Raw genomic sequence first — 20,643 nt, forward strand, 5'->3', positions numbered from 1 at the left:
GATCGGCCGCCGGGACTCAGTTCCCGCCCGGCGGTCGCTCCCCGCTCACGGTCCCGGACGGACGGTACACGAACGTGGGGAAGTCCTGTCCGGTCGCCCGGGTCCAGGCGGGTACGACCGTGTCCCGGTACTCCGCGCGGGTGTCGGCGAAGGCGGTGACACAGCGGGCGTGGACGTGCGTCCCGTCGGCGCGGCGGGTGAGCGCCAGCAGGGAGCGCAGCGCCGCGACCGCGTCGTCGGCACGGCCCTCGGCCAGGTGGGCGCGGGCCTCCGCGTCGAGCGCGAGGGAGAGACCGGACCGCGCGGCGGCCAGGGACTCCGCGTACCGGCCGGCCCCGGAATCCGCCGACTCGTCGACGAGGATGGCCTCCGACTCCGCGTAGCAGGCGACGGCCGCGCCGTGATCGCCGGCACGGTGCAGGGCACGGCCGAGCACCCGAAGACGCCCGGCCGTCAGGGCGTGGTGGACCGGCCAGTCGGCTTCGGCCAGACGCCGGGTGAGGGCGACCGCCTCCCGGGCGTCCCCGATCGCGCCGTCGAGGTCTCCGTCGTCCTGCCGCAGCCGGCTCAGGTCCGCGAGCACGCGCGCGAGTTGCGGCTCGTGCACCGGAGGGTCGAGGGCGGCCGCACGCCGGTACGCGGCCACGGCGCGTTCACCCGCCCGGACCGCGTCACGACGGTCGCCCGACGCCTCGTGGCAGTCGGCCAGCCGCTCGAGACAGACGGCGAGGAGGGGGTCACAGACGTCCGGCCGCTCGGAGGCGAGGGCGGCGGACAGGTCCACCAGCTCCCGCCGTACGGCCAACTCCGCCGCCCGGTCACCCAGTTGACCGAGCTGGTCGCCGAGACGGTCGAGCGCCATGACGAGCAGCGGCTCACCCACCGCCCGGTCCCGGCCCGCCAGGGCCCGGGCCTCGGCCACGGCCTCCGCGGCGGTCGTCCGCGCCGCCGCCAGGTCCCCGGTGACCTCCAGACAGCGGGCCAGGTCCGCGAAGAGCCTCACCCTCAACGGCCGTACGATCTCGGGCGCGACCCGCACCATGACCGGGTCCGCGGCGTCCCGGGCCTCCCGGCCGACGGACAGCGCCTCTTCGTACCGGCCCAACGCCTCCAGGCCGGAGGTGAGTTCGCACAGCGCGCGTACGCGCACCAGGATCGCGTGGCTCAACTCACCCATGGACATGTCCCGTAACAGCCCGACGCACTCCTCGTAGGCGGCCACCGACTCCTCCGGGCGGCGCAGGGCGGTCAGCACCAGCGCGTAGGTGCGCAGCGCGCCCGGCAGACCCCCCAGGGTCCGGTCCCGGCGGGTGGGAACGAGACGACGGTACGCGGCCACGGCCTCCCCCGCCGAGTCCAGCGCTTCGTCCAGCCGTGCCAGGCCGAACAACGCCTGTGCCCGGAGATGCAGTTGGAGGGCCCGTTGCGCCGGCGGCCACCGCGCGCCCGGTACGGCCGAGGAGTCGTCCAGCACCGTGTACGCCTGTTCGCAGCGGCCGACGAGCACCAGCGTGTAGGCGTGCCAGACAAGACTCCGGGCCAGCAGGTCCCGGTCCCGCGGGCGGGCGCCCTCCGTCTCGGCCAGCGCCCGGTACACGGCCGTCGCCTCCTCGGCCCAGGCCAGCCGGCGCGGTGCCGGGGGCGGCCGCAGCAGCACCCAGCCCGGCGCCAGGCAGCGGGTCAGCGCGGCGCCGAGCAGCCGCCGCCCCGGGCCGGGGCCGAGCCGGGCCGCCGCACGTGACAACGGCAGCAGTGCACGCACCAGGCCCATCGGCGCCTCCCGTTCCGGGATCCTTGACCAAAGGACGACCGAGCACCCGTATTGGTTGCCCGGACCGCGGCGAGGACGGGGCGCCGTCCTCGCCGCGGTCCGGGAGCCCTCCGGGCCCTCCGCACACGGGCTACCTCAGCCCGTAGGCGCGGATCACCTCCTGGTCGATGCGGTTGCCCGCGTCGTCCCAGCCCTCGGCCTTCAGTGACACGTAGCCATGGTGCGGGGCCAGGTAACGGGCGGTCCAGGTACCGGACTTGCCGGTGGTCCTGACCGGCTTCCAGGTGGCACCGTCGTCGAACGACACCGACAGCGTCGCGCCCTGGATCTTCCCGGCGCCGGCCGCGCCGTCCAGGTGGTGCGGGGTGAGCCGGAGCGTCTGGCGGCCGCCACGGGCGTCGCCCGCCAGGTCGGTGACGACGTCGTAGTCCATCTGCAGCACCGCCACCCGGTCGATCACCGTCGGGTCGGTGACCGGGTCGGACTCGACCTGCCACACCGTGTGGGTGCGGGGGGACAGCCGGTAGGTGTCCGCGTCGCGTTCGGCGGTCATGTCGAGGGTGTAGACCGACGGGACGGCCGGCGGGTTGGTGAAGTTGGCGGCCGACGTGTTCGAGGTCTTGAGCAGGGTGCCGTCCTGGTAGACCTTCAGGCTGACCTTCGCCGGACCGTTGCTCTGGATGACTCCGCCGTGGCCTTCACCGCTGTCGGACCAGGGCTGGATGTTGAACGCGAGCGAGGTCTTCTGCCGCTGCGACCACCAGTAGGTGCCTCCGTTGGCGGGGCGCGTCACCGGCTTGAACCAGTTGCGGACCTGGAACGAGCCGGGCTTGTACGCGGTGCGCGTGCTCTGGCTCGACAGGAGCACCCCCGGCCCGGTGCCCTGGCTCTCCACCCACCGCGTCCCCTCCTGCGCCGAGACGTAGTCGGTGCGGGTGCCGGGCATGTCCTGGCGCAGCAGGAAACCGGAGCCGTACTTGCGGTACGGACGGAAGCCGGACCGCCACTCGCCGCTCGGCGTGGTGGTGGCGCCGTGGAACCGCATCTCGACCGTGGCCAGTTCGGACGGACGGGGACGGTAGGTGAGCCCGGTGGACGGGATCTGGCCCGGGTGCGGGTCGGAGAGGTCGTACACGTACGGGGAGTTGGGCACGCCCTCGACGTCCAGCCGCAGCCGGCCGCGCCTGGCGTCGGCGATCAGCGGCGCCCCGTCGCGGGCGGTCAGGGAGAACACGGGCACGGCGCTGTTGGCGGCGGAGGTGCCGACGGACTCGATCAGCTTGCCCGGCTCGTCGTTGACGACGAGCAGCAGCGCGGCCCCGGCGTCGGCCGCCGCCTGCGCCCGCTGGGCGCCGGTGAGCGCGTCCGCGCGGGTCACCAGCGCCACCTTGCCCTTGACGTTCAGCCCGGTGTACTCGGCGGGGGTGCCGGTACCCGCGTACACCGCCTCCAGGCGCTTCCTCCCGTCGTACAGGGCGGTGCGTGCCTGGCCGATGACCCGGACGGGCTTGCCGTCGTCGGTGACGGTGAGCAGCGGGAGGGCCTTGCGCCAGCGGGTCTCGTACTCGAAGGTGCCCTGGGTCACCTTGCGGGTGGGCAGCACGAACATGCTGTCGTAGTAGGCGTTCAGCAGGTACTGCACCTCGACGACGCCGACGCCCCAGGCGTTGCTCGCCTGGCCGTCCGCGCGGTACCAGTTCATGGACAGCGACCGGTCCTCGGTCCTGCGCGGGACCTCGGCGGTGACCTCACGGGTGCGGCTCGCGTCGAGATCGACGTCCCGGTCCTGGTCGAGGACGACCTCCGGGTCGCCCATCACCGCCATGCCGACCGAGTCGGGGCCGTGGCTGCCGGCCACGTCCAGGTACGTCAGGAGGCTGTAGGTGCCCTCGCGCAGGCGCAGGTTCACCTCGCCGCTGTCGTCAATGGTCGCGGCGTACGGGTCCTCGGTGCTGCCGAGGCGCTGGATCTCGACCCAGCCCGCGGCCGGCTTGCCGGAACGGTCCTTCAGGGTGACGTGCAGGTCGTGGCGGGCGTCCTCCCGGTACAGGCCGAACCGGGTGCGGACCGGCGCCGCGCCGGAGCCGTCCGTCGCGGTGATCTGGCCCAGGTAGCGACGGCCGTCGGCACCCAGGCCCGGCCGGGCGGTCGCGGTGACGGTCGCGGTGCCGTGGGCGGGCACGGTCACGGTGTCGGCGGAGAGGGTGAACATCCCCTCCGGGGCGGGCTTGCCCTTGTCGGCGGTGGGGTTCGTGTCGACGGGGCCGCCGGTGACGGCGGCGTTCAGGGACAGGTGCAGCTCCGCCGGCTCGTCACCGGAGTTGCGGTAGGTCACCGTGCGGTCGACGGCCTTGGAGTCGGCGTGCGGCCAGGAGTCGATGCCGAAGTCGACCGAGCCCGTCGCGGTCACCGTCGCGGCGGTGGCGGCGGCGAGGTCGGCGCGGCCGCTGCCCACCTGGTGGGTGGTGTACGCCGGGAGCTCCTCGGAGGTGCTCATCAGCGCGTCCTTGAGCTCCTGCGCCTTCCAGTCCGGGTGCTCCTGCGCCAGGATCGCGGCGGCTCCGGCGACGTGCGGGGTCGCCATCGAGGTGCCGCTCATCTTCTGGTACCAGCCGGTCGCGGCGCTGCCGCCGGCCTTGGCGGCCAGCACGTTCACTCCCGGGGCGGAGATGTCCGGCTTGAGGCCGTAGTCGCCGTAGCGCGGGCCCTGGGAGGAGAAGGACGCCCGTTTGTCGGCGGAGTCCACGGCCGCGACGGTCAGCGCCTTGTCGGCGGCGCCGGGGCTGCCGATCGTGCTCTCGGCCCCGGAGTTGCCGGCCGCGATGACGAACAGCGCGCCGGTCTCGTCGGTGAGGCGGTTCACCGCCTGGCTGATCACGTCGGTGCCGTCGGAGGGCGTCGAGGTGCCCAGGCTCATGCTGACGACCTTGGCGCCCTGGTCCGCCGCCCAGTCCATGCCGGCGATGATCCAGGACTCGTCGCCGTATCCGCTGTCGGCGAGCACCTTGCCGATCAGCAGGTCGGCGCCGGGCGCCACGCCCTTCTCGGCGCCGTCGGACGCGGCGCCGCTGCCGCCGACGGTGGAGGCGGTGTGGGTGCCGTGGCCGTGGCCGTCCTGGACGGCCTCGCCCGGTACGAAGCTCCGCGTCCCGCCGATCCGCCCGGCGAGGTCGGGGTGGTCGAGGTCGGCGCCGGTGTCCAGCACGGCGACCTTGACGCCCTTGCCGTCATAGCCCTTCTGCCAGGCGGTGGCCGCGCCGATCTGGGCGGTGGTGTCCGCCAGGGTGGCCTTGACCTTGCCGTCCAGCCAGATCTTGGACAGGCCGTCGCCGAGCCTGGGCGCGGCGGAGGCCGTGGCGGGGGCGACGGACTTCCACAGCTTGCGGGCGCTCTTCTTGGCGGCCCGGACGGAGGTGGCGCGGATGGCGGGCAGCGAGCGCACCCGGGTGGTGCCGGCCGGCGCGGTCCGGTCGGCGGCCGCGGTCCTGGGTCCGTAGCCGAGGATCAGCGGGATGCCGGTGCTGTGGGCGTCGTCGTAGCCCTGCTCGATGAGGGAGGTGACGTCGAACAGCCGCTTGTCGAGGCGGTTCGCGGCCAGGTAGGGCAGCACCTCGTCCGGGTAGACGTAGAGGTCGCCGTCGACGGTCTCGGTGCGCACGCCGCCGGTGGCGCCGGACGGACGGGTCACGTCCGCGGTCTGCCTGCCGTCGCCCGCGTCGGTGACGCGGACGACGTCACCGGTCAGGAGCGTCACGGTGTGCTGCCCCGTGCCCGCGTACGCGGCGGGTCGGGCCGCGGCGAGTCGGGCCGCGGCGAGTCGGGCCGCGCCGGTTCCTTCCGGGACGTCGGCCACGGCGAGACCGGGCGGCCAGGCCAGGGATGTCAGGACCGCGAGGGTACCGACCGCTGCCGCGAGCGCTCTTCGGCTGCTTCGGCGGGGAGGTATGGGGGAGATCATGGAGCGTTTTCTATCGGCCCCGGACCTGCGGAGGGAACAGCGGGCGCTGGCACGAAAGCGCCACGTCTCACATGTGCCAGATTGGCGAACTCCCCACAAAGACAGGGGATTTATCTCATTTGCCGCCCCCTCGGCCACATCCGGCACCGACCCGCCCGTGCGCCCTGGCCTGGCTCCGGACCGCCCCGCCGCCCCCGGCCCACGTCCCGCCGGTCACGAACCGGCGGGAGGGCCGGCCGGTGCCGTGGCGGCGGGAGAGGACGTGCTCACCCCTCCGGTGGAGCCGGGCTCCGGGGTCTCCGCCGAGCTGCTGTCCGGCGAGAACACCGCCACGCCCACGAGCACCGCCAGCAGGAAGACCACGGCTCCGGCGGCCGCTCCCACGATCCTCCTCCGGTCCGCGAGGAGGTCGGAGACTCCCGAGGAACGCTGCCGTCTGCGCGACCGGTGACCGCCGCCCGAGGTGTCCCTCACCACCGACGGCAGGGCGTACGTGGTCGCGGGGCCCGCGGCCCTGACGTCCTGCCGGCGCCGTCCCGGTTCCGGCATCGCGGCCGGAAGCGGCTCGGGGCGCCCCCGCCAGGCACCCGAGCCGTACCAGGCGGCCGCCTGGAGCGCGGTGGGCCGGTCCTCGGGCTGCTTGGCGAGAAGGCCGAGCAGGTAGTTCTCGAAGGCGGGCGGCAGGTCGGCGCCGAGCTCCCGCGGCGGGGTCGGGGCGGTGTCGAGGTGGTGGTGCAGGACCGCGACGGGGCTTCCCGCCTGGAACGGCGGTCGGCCGGTGAGGAGTTGGTACAGGACGCAGCCCAGGGAGTACATGTCGGAGGGCGGCCCGGCGGTCTTGCCGAGGGCCCGCTCGGGAGCCAGGTACAGACTGGTGCCGACGATCTGCCCGGTCGCGGTCAGACCGCCCGCCGGGTCGTCCATGAAACGGGCGATCCCGAAGTCGCCGATCTTGACGCTCCCCTCGGCGTCCAGGAGCAGGTTGCCGGGCTTGATGTCCCGGTGCACGATGCCCTGCTGGTGCGCGGCGGCCAGTCCCGCGGCGGCCTCGGCGGCGATCCGCGCGACCCGGTCGGCGGGGAGCCTGCCGGCACCGGTGAGGACACCGGCGAGGCTGTCGCCCTCGACCAGCTCCATCACGAGGAACAGCCGGTTGTCGTAGGCCCCGAAGTCCAGGACGCCCACCACATGGCGGTGGTTGAGCAGGCCCGCGGTCTGGGCCTCCAGACGGAACCGGGCCGCCGCCGTCGGGTCGGCGTCCTGGGAGAGGAGCAGCTTCACGGCCACGGACCGGCCGATCATCTCGTCGTAGGCCCGCCACACCTCCCCCATCGCGCCCCGCCCGAGAGTGGTCTGCAGCCGATACCGCCCCGCTATCAGCACTTGTGCTTCATCCTCACACTGTTGGGTTCCCGTCGGTCACCACGGCTCGATGCCCTACCGAGCATGAGTGATCATCGGGGCGCCGCAGCAGGTCGAGCCTACTGCCAACGAGGCAGTGATCAGACGCTGTTCACCCTAGGCCTCAAGATCGCGGAGAACCCTTCGGTACGCCATCGGACGCTGACCGAACGTGACTCCGGGAGCCACCCCGGGACCCTCCGGACAGGGTGCGGAAGGGCTTCCCGACGGCCGTGAACCACGAGAACCCCCCGCACTTCGGACACGAACCGACCGAGCAGCCTCCGCATTTGGTATGGACCTGGTCGGAACCTGACACTACCCTCTTTCACGCAACTCTGAGAGCGCTCTCTCCTGCCCTTCGCCCCACTCACCGACCATCGGATCGACGAAAGGCAACCACCGTGAGACGCACCACAGTTCTGCGCATCGCCTTATCCGCCGGCCTGCTCGCCTGCGCCACGACGCTCGGCCTGACCCGGGCCGCCGCCGGCGAGGCCCCCCTCACCGCCACGGCGTCCCGGGCCCCCGCCTCCTCGGCGCTCGTCTCGGCCATGCAGCACGACCTCGGACTCACCAGACAGCAGGCGATCACCCGGCTCGCCCGGGAAGCCGCCGCACGCGGCATCGAGCCCGCCGCCCGGCACGCGGCCGGATCCTCCTACGGGGGCTCCTGGTTCGACGCCGGGAGCGGCAGGCTCGTCGTGGCCGTCACCGAAGCCGCCGCACGCGACGCCGTCGAGGCGACCGGGGCGCGCGTCACCCTCGTCGAACACAGCCGGCGACAGCTCGACGCCGCCATGGCGCGCCTCGACGCGCTCGACGCACCGGCGGGCGTGGGCGGTTGGCACGTCGACCCCAGGGCCAACTCGGTGGTCGTCGACGTGGTGTCCGCGCACCAGGACGACAACGATGTCCGGGCCTTCGTCACCCGTGCCCGGGCGGCCGGTCCCGTCGCCGTGCAAAAGACCGACGAGGCACCGAGGACGTTCGCGGCCGGCACGGTGGGCGGGGACCCCTACTACACCGGCAACGTCCGCTGTTCCATAGGCTTCTCGGTGTACGGCGGCTTCGTCACCGCCGGGCACTGCGCCCAGCCGGGCGCCGGCGTCCGCGGCTGGGACGGCAGCTACATCGGCACCTTCCAGGGCTCCTCGTTCCCGGACAACGACTACGCCTGGGTCAACGTGGGCAGCGGCTGGTGGACCGTACCCGTCGTCCTCGGCTGGGGCACCGTCTCCGACCAGCTCGTCCGGGGGTCGGCCGAAGCCCCCGTCGGAGCGTCGATCTGCCGCTCCGGTTCGACCTCGCACTGGCACTGCGGCACCGTCCTCGCGAAGAACGAGACCGTCAACTACAGCCAGGGCGCGGTGCACCAGATGACCAAGACGAGCGTCTGCGCCGAACCCGGCGACTCGGGCGGCTCGTTCATCAGCGGTGACCAGGCGCAGGGCGTCACCTCCGGCGGCTGGGGCAACTGCAGCAGCGGGGGCCAGACCTGGTACCAGCCCGTGAACGAGATCCTGAACCGCTACGGGCTGCGGCTGCACACCGCCTGAACCGGACGCGCCTGTCCGCCCGCGCGCCGGCCGAGGGCCCCGAGGGGTCCGGAGCCGGCCGGCGCGCGGGTCGGCGGCAGGTGCTACGCCGGGTCGCGCACCGTGCCGGTGAACTCCGGCCCGTCGTGCCGCGTACCGCTCTCGTCGTAGACCCGCAGCCGCAGCCGCACCGTCTCCGCGGGCTCGGTCACGGTGTCCGCCACCGTGGGAACGGTGATCTCCACGCTCGTCCGGCCGGGCGGGACGTCGGCGTACAGGGAGAGTCCGCGCAGCCGGGACAGCGGCCGTGACGGCAGCGGCCCTTCTCCCGAGTTCGCCTCCAGCCACCGGGGATCGACGTCGGTGGTGGACAGTTCCGTGCCGGAGGTGACGGGCAGGACGGCGACGTCGGCCGAGATCTCCACGTCGGCCGCCTCGGAGAGGGTGATCCGCCAGGTCAGCTTCCCGCCCTCGGTGGCGCTCGCGGAGGCCGGGGTCACCCCGACGGTGGGTGCCGGGTCGTCGTTCCGCGCCGTGACGCCGCCCCGGTAGGCACCGGCCACCGCGCCGCGGACCGCCTTCACGAAGACGTCGTGGGACACGTCGTAGCCGTAGCGGGTGTCGCCCTGGACCTCCACCCGCACGTCGGGGACCGGACCACCGGGGGTCACGGTCACCTCGCGCGAGGTGGTCCGGCCCGTGCCGGGGTCGGCGACGAACAGGCGGACCCGTCCGCTCCCGCGGCCGGTGACCTTGACCGGCACGTGGTAGGTCCGCACGCCCGTGCCGCCCTCCTCGACGGTCAGCCGGCCGATGTCGACGCGTGCCAGGTCCGCGGCCCGGACGGCGGGAGTTCCGGCGCGCCATCCCCACGAGTCGACGAGCCACGCCCGCCCGGAGCCGGTGCGCGGGACGATCTCCAGGGACTTCAGCCGGCGCAGGTCGACTCCCGCGCGGACGGCGGCGGCCAGCGGCAGCCGGACCTCCTGTCCCCAGTAGGAGGCGGTGCGGTCGGTTCCGGGCAGGCCGTCGAGACGAACGCGTCCCAGGGTCGCCCGGTGGCCGAAGGTGTCGGTCAGTCCGACGTCGAGCCGGGTGTCCCTGGTGTTCGGCGGAACGATCAGGCGCATCGCCAGGGCCCGGGAGCCGGCGATCGAGACCGGCCCCGCCGAGCGGACCCGGACCGTGGAGCCGGCGGCCGACCACCGCAGTGCCACGGCACGCCGGCCCGGCTCCTTCGACGCCTCCCAGGGGACGAAGTGCGGCGAGACCCCGCTCCCGCCGGAGCCGAGGCAGGCCGCCGACACGACGTCGGTCACCTCCTCGCACAGCCTGCCGCCGTCGACGCTGACCCGCCCGTCCGGCAGGAACGCCGGAGCGCGGCGTCCGCCGACCGCGTGGGTGAGGACCCGCACGGGACCGGCGGAGGGCGCGCGCCGCCCCGAACCGTCGAGCAGCGGCCGTACGCGGTCGTCACCGGCGACGAACAGCCGCGCGGCGGCGGCGATGTAGACCGCGCCGGCGGTGTGCTGCTGACGGGCCGTCAATCGCGTGCCGGTTCCCGGCGAGCACACCCGGTCGCGCTCGTCCCCGCTCCAGAAGTCGTCCTCCGCCGGTGCCTGGGCCTGACCCGGTGTCCACTCGCTGTTGAAGAAGTTGTGGTTGGCGCCGACCATGTAGACGGCGCTGTGCAGGGCGGCTCCGCGGCTGACCCCGCGTGTCGCGTCCGCGTACATCTGGCCCTGGAGATCGGACACGTCGCCGTCGCAGCCGGGCAGGATCGTCACGGAGGGCACGTCGGGCGTCGGGTTGTGCCCGAAGACGGTGGGGCCGATGAGGACGGTGCCGCGGATGTGCCAGCGCACCGGCCCGTGGTAGCCGTCCTGGTCGGCCGGGGCGGGGTACAGGCTGTCCATGGCGGCCCGGTTCACGCCCTCGCCGCCGCGCGAGTGGCCGATCAGCAGGACGCGCGAGAGGTCGGCGGGGGCCGTCCGCCGCACGATCGGGGGCGCGGAGGCCGGATGCGCGGACCAGGTGGCCCAGCGGGCCAGGTGCTGCCGCACCAGGGAGGAGCGGGCCTGCGCGCCGCCGTCCTCCGCCGCGTAGTCCTGCCCGTTGATGCCGTTGGCGGCGATGGACACGGTCACGTACCCCTGGGAGGCCAGCAGTTCCTGGTCGGCGAGGTAACCGCGGTGGCTGGGGACGGACCGGGTGCCCGCGGGGCAGGGCCACGCGCCGCTCGTGTCGTCGCCGCGGCCGTAGCAGGTGGCGTGGCGGCCGTGCAGGAACAGGGCCAGCGGCCGGTGTCCCGGGGCGTTCGTGGGCGCGACCACGACGGCGCGCATCTCCACGCGCGCGGCGAGGCCGGGCAGGCGGACCGAGGGGAGCCGGTAGTCGCCGGTGGCCGTCCGGTAGGAGCCCGGCCTGCCGGGGTCGACGGCGTTCGCGGGAAGCCTGGTCGCGGGCCGGGCCGACAGTCCGTGCCGTTCTCCGGGCCGGCCCGGCCCGGCGGGCCGGTCCTGTCCGGTGCCCGCCGCGTCCAGGCGCCGTTCCCCGGTCCGCGCCTGGAGAGCGGACGGGTTCCCGAGCCGTGCCGGACCCAGTGCGAGCCGGAAGGAACGGCCGTCCGGCGCCCCGACGGGCCGGCCGAGGAACCGGTCCCCGGCGTAGAACGCGACGCCCGAGTCGCTGATGGGCACCGGCTCGTCCGAGTGCCAGACCAGCTGTCGCGCCGCTCCCTCACCGGTGACGCTCCACCCCGCGGGGAGTCCGCCGTCGGCGTCCGCGGCCGGCGCGGATCCCGCGGGCCGTGCGGAGCCGGCCATGTCCTGCTGTGCCTGGGTCGATCCTGGTGATCCCGCGACCGCTGCGAGCAACACCGCAGCGACGATCCCTATCCGCCGGACACGGAACAAGGTTCTTCTCCTCCTGGTCGGCATGCACCCCCGTCGCCCCGTCGGTCCCGAAGCGCTCCCCCGTCCCACGAGGACGGAGGAGGAAGCCGGGGGGTTGCCTCGTGCCACCGGTGTTTCTCGGCCTCAACTCCCTTGCGGAGGAGTGACGTCGGACATCGCGGTGGGGCACGGGGTGCGTGACGGGAGGGCGGGGGTGCCGACGGGGGAACCGGGGCCGTCACGCGTCCGGGCCGCCGTGCCCGGACGCGTGACGCGGGGCCGCCCTCAGTCGTCCTCGGGACAGAGGAAGTTCCCGGAGGGGCCCCAGCGCGTCACCGGGGCCGCTTTCGCGACCACGGCTCCGCACGTCAGGTCGGTGATCGTGGTGCCGTCCCCGGTGATCTCCCGGATGTCGATCTCCTTGTTCACCGGGTACTTGTGTCCCTTCCCGAAGGTCATGATCCCCGACTCGCCGACGTAGTCGGTGACTCCGGTCGACTGGAGGAAGGTGACCACGGCGCTGGGGGTGAACTGCGGGTCGGTGACCGCGATCTCGTTCATCACCTTGAAGAAGACCTTCAGCGCGTCGTAACCGGAGGCGGCGTCGCCGTCGGAGGAAACCCCGTAGGCCTTCCGGAAGTCGGCGCCGAAGGGGCCCTTGTCGTCGGGCAGGCTGAACTGGTTGTAGAAGAGGCTGAGCGAGCCGTACTCCCGCGCCATCAGTTCCGGATGCAGCACCAGACCGGGGGCGGCGCTCTCGGCCAGCACGGCGATGCGGCCCCGGTGCGTACGGCACTGCTTGTCGTTCTGCAGGTAGTAGAAGAGGTCGTACATGACGCTGGACCGGCCCGCGTAGAGGACGAAGCCGTCGGTCCGGTGGATCAGCGCGCAGATACCGGCCGCCACGGAGGGCGTCCGGCTGTCGTTGCCCGATTCGCCGTACGGCACCGGGTGGACGGGCCCCGCCGAACCGTAGGCGTCGGTGAACCGCTTCTTCAGGTCCGCGCTGAAGTAGGTGTCGTGCGGGTCGAAGACCAGGACGGCGGCGGGGGCGGTGTGCCCCTGGGGGACCTTGGTCAGGGCCGCGAGCCGGGGTGAGCGCCGGGCGAAGGACGCCATGACGCGCGCGACCCGCGCGTCCGGTGCCGAGAGCTGGAAGTACGACACCGGGGAGTCGCCCTCGACCATGGGCTGGCCGGAGACCCCGGTACCGAGGACCGTGACGCCCCGGGCGTCGAGTTCGACCGCCGCCTGGAGGGACTCCGGACGGCTCTGCGTGAGACCGATGACACCGGCGATGCGGTCCCGGTGGATGCGGTCGACGATCATGCGGGCCACGTCGACGCGGCTGTGGTTCTTCGTGTTGAGTCCGCCGCGCGACCCGAACGTGAAGTATTCCCCCGCGTTGGCGACGAGCAGCCGGACCGGCATCTGGGACTTGAGGTTCAGGCCGTTCACCTGTTTCTGCGCGAGCAGGGCGCCCCGCAGCATCTGGAAGCCCGTGGGCACGGCCCGGCGCGAGGTGGAGCCGACGCTCAGCGGAGCGAAGAAGACCAGCGTGCGATACGGCCCGGTGCGGTCGACTTCCGCGTTCTGGCGGCCCAACCGGGCTTCGAGCGAACGCAGTTCGTCCGCGTACAGACCATGGGCGAGCTCGCAGCCGTCGCTGCCGTCGGTGATTCCCACCCGTTCGCCGGTGGCGACCTTCGGGCACCAGGTGTCGGTGGCACGGGGTGCGGGGGCGGCTCCGGCGCGGGTGTGTGCCGCACCGGGCCACGGCACCTGGAACAGTCCGGCGACCACCGCCAGCACGGCCGCGGCGGCCACGACGGGACGCAGCCAGTCGCTCGCGCGCCGCTCGCGGGAGCGCACCGTCCGCTGCGTCGCGGGCCGTTCGGCGCTCGTCCCATTGCCGGGCACCCGGGACAACGGCACCGCGCGCACCGCTTCGGCCGACTGCCCGGAGGCACCCGCGGCGAGCACCGAGGCCACCGCACGGGCCGTCGCGCCGTAGGTGCTCGGCCTGGAGTCCTGGCTCGGGACCCCCGGCCCGGGCAGGCCGACGGCGTAGGGCGGGATGTCCGCCGTGGCGGCGCCGAGGACGAGCAGCGGACAGTTCCCGGTCTCCTCTGCCACGGCGGAGAAGGAGTTGAGGAGTCCCCGGCTCGGAGACCCGTCGCCGCCGACCGTCGGCAGCAGCAGGACGAAGGGCCATCGCCTCCGCGGCCTGCGCACGCTCCACACCGGCGGGCGGGCCGCCCGTGCCAGGTCGTGGATGAGCGCGGTCAGCAGGACCTGCCGGACCACGGCCTCGTCGCGGGCCGACACGGCGGACGCCGCGGACCTGGCCGGGTCCGCCGGGGCCCCCGCGTCGGCGGGCGCCTCCCGGTCGGCCCTGTCCTGGGCCCGGGACCGCAGGTGGGCGTCGCGCAGGGACAGGGCGGCGTCGAGGAAGCTGCGCCCCGGCTCGTCCAGCATCACGCCGACCCAGCGGAAGCGGGCACCGCGGTCGACCCGCAGACCGTACGACCACCGCCACAGCCAGGCCAGTGGTGTGGTCACCAGTCTCACGAGGGCCGACCAGTGCCTGGCGCCGAGCTCCTCGCCGAGGGCGCCGACCTCGGCGGCGAACCCGAACTTCCAGGCGTACTTGTCGTAGATCCGGTCGCGCAGCGCCCGCCGCTCGTCCCGCACGTCCCCGTCGACGATGGGGGCGCGCAGCACCGACAGGCAGGCGTCGAACTCGGGCAGCCGCAAGGTGCCGGAACCGTCCGGCATGGTGACGCGCAGCTGTCTGGCCACCCGGTCCAGCAGCCGTACGTGGGGGCCGTCCCGCCCCTCGGCGCCCTCCCCGGGGTGTTCGCAGGCGAGCAGTTCCTCGTCGACCAGCGCGTGGGGGGCGAGGCTGGCCAGGTGGCCCGTCCCGCCCGCGTCGAGGCGCACCAGACGATGGTGGTAGACGTGCACCAGGGCCGGGAGCGCGGGGTCGGGCTCGCCCTGTCCGGTGTCCGTCGGCGGGGCGCCGGGCGCGGTGGCGGCGTCCGCGGTCGTGCCAGGCGCGGGTTCGCGGGTGAGGAGCAGGGCGGGCAGCCGGTGCCTCGGGTGCCGCCGCCCGTGCGGGACGCCCGTCCGGCGGTCGGCAACGTACCGGTCGATCACTCGGACGATGTCGTCGAAACCGCTGGGGAGGACGAGATCGTTCTCGTTCGTCCGATGGTGTTGCGGCACGCGGGTCCTCCCGGATGCTGAGAAACAGGAGGCGAGCCTAGGAATTCCCGGACGGTTTCACGGTGCTTTGCTGCTAAAAGGCACTCCTTGAACGATGGCGACCGCTTGCCTTTCGGATCGGACCCGCGCGTGCGGACGGGCCCGGCGCCGTGGACCGGCGCCGGGCCCGCACCGCGCGGGTCAGGGCTGGAGGGGCATCGTCCAGCAGTTGGAGAAGGCGGGCTTGCCGGAGAGGCGGTCGGTGATCCAGTCGATGGCGTCGCCCTGGTCGGTGATGAAGGGTGCCATGTGGTTGGTGGCCAGTTTGTCGCCGAGGTTCGGCAGGATGACGGCGTCGTAGGTGATGTCGACGCCCTTGCGGCACCAGTCGACGGCGAGTCGGCGCGCCTGGGCGTGCGGGACGATGTCGTCCTGGACGCCGGTGACCAGGCGCACGGGGCTGGTCGGCTTCAGGTTTCCGATGCGCTGGTTGTCGACGGTGGCCTGGAGCGCCGGCGTGTTCGCGACGAGTTCGCTGACGGACTCGCCGTCCTTCGTCCAGAACGTGCTCTTCTTGAACGCGTATCCGAGGATCGCGTCGCCGACGCACGTCGTGGAGAGGTCGTTCAGCGCGGCCTTTCCCGCGGCGTTGAGGTGCTCGTCGGCGATGGCCCGCAGGGCGGGGTCGGCCTGCATGAAGCCGTTGAGGGACCAGCCGAGGGCTCCGGCGAGGGAGCTGCCGTCGATGCCCTTGATCACGTCGGTGAGGTCGGCGGGCGGCGCTCCGGCATAGGTGCCCGCCAGGGTGATGTCCGGGGCGTAGGAGGGCTGGAGTTCGGCCGCCGACGCGCTCGCGCCGCCGCCCTGGCTGTAGCCGAAGAGGCCGACGGGCGAGGCGGAGGTGACCGACGCCCCGGTCAGCGCGCGTGCCGCGCGGACGGCGTCGAGCAGCGCGTGACCACTGTCCAGGCGGTTGACGTACGTGTGGAGCCGGTCGGTCGCGCCCAGCCCGACGTAGTCGGTGACGACCACCGCCGCGCCGGTGGCCAGGAGCCGGTAGATCGCGAGGTCCTCGTAACCGACCGAGACCGTCTCGTCGTTCAGGGTGATCGGGTGCTGCAGGCCTATCGAGGCCGCGCACTGGTCGCCCTGGCCCATGGTGCCGGGGGCGACGGCCACCAGGGGGCGCGGACCGTCGCCCTTCCAGTCGGCCGTGGGCTCGATGTAGGCGCCCGTCACGGCGACGGGCTTCCCGTTGGAGTCGGTCGACTTGTACATCAGCCGGGTCGCGGTGCCGGGGAGCGGACCGTCGACGCCGGGCAGGCTGAGCGCGAGGGGGAGGGGTTCGCTGCGGATCAGGGCGCCGTTGGCGGCGGGGAGGTTCGCGGGCGGCGTGTAGAACGCGGGGATGGTCACTCCCCTGGACACCACGTCGTCCGCGCCGGCCGCCGCCGCGGGGAGCGCCTGGACGCCCAGGCAGGCGAGCACCGCGAGTGCGGTGGCGAGGAGGCGGCCGCGGTTCCGTGCGGCGGGACCGGGGGGCGTGGAGGGCGAGGGCCGCTCCGCGCGAGGACGCCGGCCGGACACCGGATGCGGCTGAGGGGTGCTGTGGGGGGCACGAGTGCTGTGGGGTCGTTCCATGCGGCTCACTCCCTGCTTCGTCAAAACGTGGGGGTCGTGCGGGCGGCCGACGGCGTCAATGGCGTGACGCCGGGTGTGGCTGGGGTACCGGCGTCCATGGGGGTGACGCCGGGTGCGGCCGGGTTGCCGACCGGGCCGCCACCGGGGGACTGCCGGTGGCGTTCCGGGTCGGTGAAGGGGGAAGGGCGGTGCCCCGGTCCGGACGCGGGCAGGGCGGGACCACGCCCGGCCACGTCGCGGAGGCGGGCAGGACGAGGGCGCCGCCCGCGCGCCGTCGGCCCGGCGGCACGCGGTACGGCCTCCGCCCGCACGTCGTACGACATCGGGCGGGGCGGCGCGGCCGGAGGGTTCCGTGTTCGGCGGAGCCTGGGGGCTCGTGGCTGCTCCGCCGTCGCGTTCCGTTTCCCGCTGTCCTGCGCCGTCCTGGTCCTGCTCTGTTCGTTCCCGGAAGTGACGGACGTCGAAGTCCCGTGCGACGCCCGCTAGTTACTCCCGAGTCACATCAGGAGAGTAGGAGCGGATGTCACTCAGTGACAAGATGTCTGCACGCGTCAGTTCCGCGCGGCTCGATATGCTGCTCCGGTCGATGAGACAGGGGTGGTGGAGCGACGGTGCGCGAAGCGGCACCCGCAGACCGGACCACGACGGCCGCGCGGCCGTCACTGGGCGAACGACGCAAGGAGGCCCTCCGGCTGGACATAGCCCGCGAGGCCGTGCGCCTGTTCCTCTCGCAGGGCGTCACGAACACCACCGGGGACCAGATCGCGGAGGCGGTGGGCGTCTCGACCCGCACGCTGTGGCGCCACTTCCCCACCAAGGAGAGCTGCGTACGCCCGCTGCTCACGGCGGGACTCGACGCCGCCACGGACCAACTGCGGAACTGGCCGCCGGAGACCGGCCTGCTGGACTTCCTCACCCGCTCCTGCCGCCACGGGACGCTGCCGTCCGCCGACCCCGCGGTGCTCGACCTGATCCGCATGACCCCCACCGAGCCCGCACTGCGCGCCGTCTGGCTCCAGGCGCACGACGACGCGCTGCCCGTCCTCACCGAGGTCCTCGCCCGGCGCTCCGGCGGGAGCGCCGACGACCTGCGGGTGAAGGTGCACGCGGCCACCGTCAACGGGGCGCTGCGCGCGGCGGCGGAGGACTTCGCCGTACGTTTCGCCGACGCGGCACGGACCTCGGAGGAGGACCTGGCAGCGTGTCTGCACGCCGCGCTCCACGCCGCGTCGGAGGGCCTGCCGTACTGACAACGGCGCCCCGGGACCCGGCAGTCGGCACCGCGGGCCACCGCGCGAGCCGGACCGGAGCGACCCGCGGGTAAAGAATTCACCTGGTCTAGTCCAAAACCGATTTGGTCTAGTCCAACATATTGACGTGATCGCGACAGAGCCCGGAAGCTGAAGCCTCCCCCACCCCTCTGGAGGCACAGTGAGACGTCTTCGCGCATGCCTGGGCGCGGCGGCCGCCGTGAGCCTGGCCGCGGTCGGCACGACCGCCCTCGTCGCGGGCAGCGCCTCGGGCGCGACCACCGCGCTCGGCAACCGGTGGTACGCCGCCGCCCCCTACCTCATGCCGACGGACAACGATCCGCCGGACGCGGGCGCCATCATGGACGCCACCGGCCTCAAGGCGTTCCAGCTCGCCTTCGTCCTCGCCCCCAACGGCGGTGGATGCTCCCCCACTTGGGGCGGAACGTCGGCGGTGTCCTCGGACACCGCCGTGCAGTCGGTCATCAACGCCATCCGCGCCAAGGGCGGCGACGTCTCCGTCTCGATCGGCGGCTACGGCGGCACCAAGCTCGGCCAGGCCTGCTCGGACCCGGCCGCCACCGCCGCCGCGTACCAGCAGGTCATCACCAAGTACGGCCTGCACGCGATCGACTTCGACCTCGAGGAGCCGGAGTACGAGAACACGGCGGCCGTGCACAACGAGATCGGTGCCGCCAAGATCCTCCAGCAGAACAACCCGGGCCTGTACGTGTCCGTCACCACGGCCGGAACGGCGGACGGCACCGGCTGGTTCGGCAAGCAGATGCTGCTGGAGGCGAAGTCGCAGGGCTTCACCCCGAACAACTTCTCCATCATGCCGTTCGACGGCGGCTTCAACGGCGCCGCGTCCCAGACCAGCGCGCTCGCCAACTTCAACACCATCCTCCGGTCGACCTTCGGCTGGGACCAGGCGACCGCGTACGCCCACGAGGGCTTCTCCGGGATGAACGGCCGCAGTGACACGGGTGAGTACTTCTCCCAGGCCGACTTCCAGACGGTGCTGGACTTCGCCACGAGCCACAACATGGACCGCTTCACCTTCTGGTCCCTCAACCGCGACCGCCAGTGCTCGCCCGCCGACAACGGCGGCCGCACGTCGGGCACTTGCTCCAGCGTGGCGCAGAACTCCTGGGACTTCGCGAAGTACTCGGTGAAGTTCGCCGGCGCGACCCCGCCCACCGGCACACCCACCCCGACGCCCACCCCGACCCCCACGCCCACACCGCCGGGCGGCGGCTGCAAGACGGCCTGGAACGCGGCCACGGTCTACACCGCGGGCAACGAGGCCTCGTACAACCACCACAACTGGAAGGCCAAGTGGTGGACCCAGAACGAGGCGCCGACCGGCGCCGACTGGGGCCCGTGGCAGGACGAAGGCGCCTGCTGACACCTGAGCGGTCACGGACGGGACACCCCACGGGTGCTCCGTCCGTGACCGTCGGCTCGCGGCCTCCCGCCGCACGGTGCCCCGATGGGACGGCGCCACCCGAGGTCCGGGCGGCGCCGTCCCCTCAGTCCGTGCCCCCGGGGGCGGCCGGGAGCGTCTCCCTCATCGCCTTCGCGGTGGCCGTCGGGTCGTAGCCGTCGGGAACACCCGGGACCAGGACGATGTCCCCGTCGATGTGCCGTGAGCGCAGCGGAGCGATCTCCCGGTACGCGGGCGAGTCCCACCAGGCACGCGCCTCGGCGACGCCGGGGAAGCCGATCACGACGACATGGCCCGGCCAGCCGCCCTCCAGCACCTCGTGCCGCGAGACGTGCACGAGGAAGCTGCCGCCGTAGGGCTCGAAGGTGGCACCGATCCGCTCGATGTACTCGGCGATCTCGGGGTGGGGTGCGGCTTCCCGCAGGTGCCCTATGACGTACGCGGTCATGTCGTCCCTTCCTGCTGTCCGTTCTCCGTACACGGACGACCCTGCCAGGCACGCGCGGGGGCGTCGATTACCCGGGAGGTAAGCGGCGGATCGGGGCGGCGTGCCCGGGCGGCCGCGAGAACCTCCTGTTCAGGGTCTTGCCGCCGCCCCCCGATGCCTGGTCTTCTGTACGCCCGGTGGACACATGGCGCCCCGCCGCATCACGGTCCGCCCGCGGCCCGGGGCGGGCGGGGCCGGCAGGAGAGGCGAACGACGTGGACTCGTTGGCGGGGCAGGCCGCGCGGAGGGCTCTGCCCGACGGACTGGGCGCGGCGATACACGGGACCGCCGAGGAGATCGCCGCGCTGCTGCGGGCCGACGCCGACATGGAACGCCGGATCCCCGGGGCCGAGTGGAACGTCGGCGAGGCGGCCGCGCATCTCGGCCTGGCCAACGAACTGATGGCCCACATAGCGGCGGGGCGACCGCGCCCCTACGGGGACGGCACGCCGCAGAGCCTCGCCGGGGCCAACGAGCGGTCGCTGGCGGAGTTCGGGGAGCGGCGGGCGGAACCCCTGGCCGCGATGATCGTCGAACACGCCGACGCCTGCGCGAGGGCGCTGGAGGAAGGCCCCCCGGAGGGGTCCGTGGACACTCCGCTGGGCACCATGAGTCCGCAGGAGCTCGGTTCGTACCTGCTCACGCACATGCTCGGCCACGGCTACGACCTCGCCCGCGCGCTGGGCCGGCCGCACATGCTCGACCGGGCACGGGTCGGACTGACCCTGCCGTTCCTGCTCAGGGTGATGCCGCGGGTGGCGGAGCCGCGCAACACCGCCGGCATGAACGCCCGCTACGCCGTACGGCTGTGGGGCGGCGGAGCGTTCGGCGTGACGCTGGCCGACGGCGCGGTGACCGTCGACGAGCGGCCGCCGGCCGGGGCGGACTGCACCATCTCCATCGAGCCGGTCACCTTCCTGCTGATGGCGCTCGGCCGCCAGGGACAGGTGGGCCCCATCCTCCGCGGCCGCATCCTCGTCCGGGGGCGCAGGCCCTGGCTCGCGCCCCGCTTCCCCGGCCTCTTCACCGCGCCCTGAGCGCACGGACCG

Annotated in this window: 11 protein-coding genes; 4 read left to right on the forward strand and 7 right to left on the reverse strand. The window is 73.4% G+C overall.

What is annotated here, in order from left to right:
* Positions 1–16: 16 nt before the first annotated feature.
* The 3 genes from ACICHK_RS05170 to ACICHK_RS05180 all read right to left on the reverse strand — a co-directional run bounded on the left by ACICHK_RS05170 (position 17) and on the right by ACICHK_RS05180 (position 7,112).
* A complete protein-coding gene (locus tag ACICHK_RS05170; protein ID WP_151467242.1) occupies positions 17–1,771 on the reverse strand; it encodes a tetratricopeptide repeat protein in 1,755 nt (584 codons plus the stop codon).
* A 130-nt stretch (positions 1,772–1,901) separates the two neighbouring features.
* Entirely contained in the window at positions 1,902–5,729 is a 3,828-nt protein-coding gene (locus ACICHK_RS05175) for a S8 family peptidase (RefSeq protein ID WP_406835911.1), read from the reverse strand.
* Positions 5,730–5,942: 213 nt separating this feature from the next.
* Positions 5,943–7,112, reverse strand: coding sequence for a serine/threonine-protein kinase (locus ACICHK_RS05180; RefSeq protein ID WP_406835912.1), 1,170 nt, complete (start codon positions 7,110–7,112; stop codon positions 5,943–5,945).
* 422 nt (positions 7,113–7,534) lie between these two features.
* Between ACICHK_RS05180 and ACICHK_RS05185 the strand changes: the two genes are divergently transcribed.
* The gene (locus ACICHK_RS05185; RefSeq protein WP_406835914.1) at positions 7,535–8,689 is read left to right on the forward strand and encodes a S1 family peptidase; all 1,155 of its coding nucleotides are present in this window, start codon (positions 7,535–7,537) and stop codon (positions 8,687–8,689) included.
* Between the two features lie 83 nt (positions 8,690–8,772).
* Here ACICHK_RS05185 and ACICHK_RS05190 read toward each other — a convergent pair whose 3' ends face one another.
* The 3 genes from ACICHK_RS05190 to ACICHK_RS05200 form a co-directional block, all read right to left on the reverse strand.
* Positions 8,773–11,583: a hypothetical protein gene (locus ACICHK_RS05190; RefSeq protein ID WP_406835915.1), complete on the reverse strand. Its 2,811-nt coding sequence runs from the start codon at positions 11,581–11,583 to the stop codon at positions 8,773–8,775.
* Positions 11,584–11,847: 264 nt separating this feature from the next.
* Positions 11,848–14,790 carry a hypothetical protein gene (locus tag ACICHK_RS05195; RefSeq protein WP_406835916.1) on the reverse strand — a complete coding sequence of 981 codons (2,943 nt, stop codon included), beginning with the start codon at positions 14,788–14,790 and terminating at the stop codon, positions 11,848–11,850.
* Between the two features lie 180 nt (positions 14,791–14,970).
* Positions 14,971–16,410, reverse strand: a complete 1,440-nt coding sequence (locus ACICHK_RS05200) for a lipase family protein (RefSeq protein WP_406835918.1) — start codon at positions 16,408–16,410, stop codon at positions 14,971–14,973.
* A gap of 611 nt (positions 16,411–17,021) precedes the next feature.
* Here ACICHK_RS05200 and ACICHK_RS05205 point away from each other — a divergent pair.
* Together ACICHK_RS05205 and ACICHK_RS05210 are read left to right on the forward strand one after the other, a co-directional pair.
* The gene (locus ACICHK_RS05205) at positions 17,022–17,660 is read left to right on the forward strand and encodes a TetR/AcrR family transcriptional regulator (RefSeq protein WP_406835919.1); all 639 of its coding nucleotides are present in this window, start codon (positions 17,022–17,024) and stop codon (positions 17,658–17,660) included.
* Between the two features lie 181 nt (positions 17,661–17,841).
* The gene (locus ACICHK_RS05210; protein WP_406835920.1) at positions 17,842–19,068 is read left to right on the forward strand and encodes a chitinase; all 1,227 of its coding nucleotides are present in this window, start codon (positions 17,842–17,844) and stop codon (positions 19,066–19,068) included.
* Positions 19,069–19,192: 124 nt separating this feature from the next.
* Here the strand turns inward: ACICHK_RS05210 and ACICHK_RS05215 are convergent, their stop codons facing one another.
* Positions 19,193–19,555, reverse strand: coding sequence for a DUF1330 domain-containing protein (locus tag ACICHK_RS05215; RefSeq protein ID WP_406835921.1), 363 nt, complete (start codon positions 19,553–19,555; stop codon positions 19,193–19,195).
* A gap of 254 nt (positions 19,556–19,809) precedes the next feature.
* On the opposite strand from ACICHK_RS05215, the gene ACICHK_RS05220 reads away from it, so the two are divergent.
* Positions 19,810–20,631 carry a maleylpyruvate isomerase family mycothiol-dependent enzyme gene (locus ACICHK_RS05220; protein WP_406835922.1) on the forward strand — a complete coding sequence of 274 codons (822 nt, stop codon included), beginning with the start codon at positions 19,810–19,812 and terminating at the stop codon, positions 20,629–20,631.
* Positions 20,632–20,643 lie beyond the last annotated feature (12 nt).

It is taken from the genome of Streptomyces sp. AHU1 (assembly GCF_045343905.1).
In the GTDB taxonomy this organism is placed as follows: domain Bacteria; phylum Actinomycetota; class Actinomycetes; order Streptomycetales; family Streptomycetaceae; genus Streptomyces; species Streptomyces triticiradicis.

What these genes read in the sequence shown, in the direction of transcription:
- ACICHK_RS05170 (WP_151467242.1), bottom strand. Translation starts at nt 1,771, where the DNA reads ATGGGCCTGGTGCGTGCACTGCTGCCGTTGTCACGTGCGGCGGCCCGG.
- ACICHK_RS05175 (WP_406835911.1), bottom strand. Translation starts at nt 5,729, where the DNA reads ATGATCTCCCCCATACCTCCCCGCCGAAGCAGCCGAAGAGCGCTCGCG.
- ACICHK_RS05200 (WP_406835918.1), bottom strand. Translation starts at nt 16,410, where the DNA reads ATGGAACGACCCCACAGCACTCGTGCCCCCCACAGCACCCCTCAGCCG.
- ACICHK_RS05215 (WP_406835921.1), bottom strand. Translation starts at nt 19,555, where the DNA reads ATGACCGCGTACGTCATAGGGCACCTGCGGGAAGCCGCACCCCACCCC.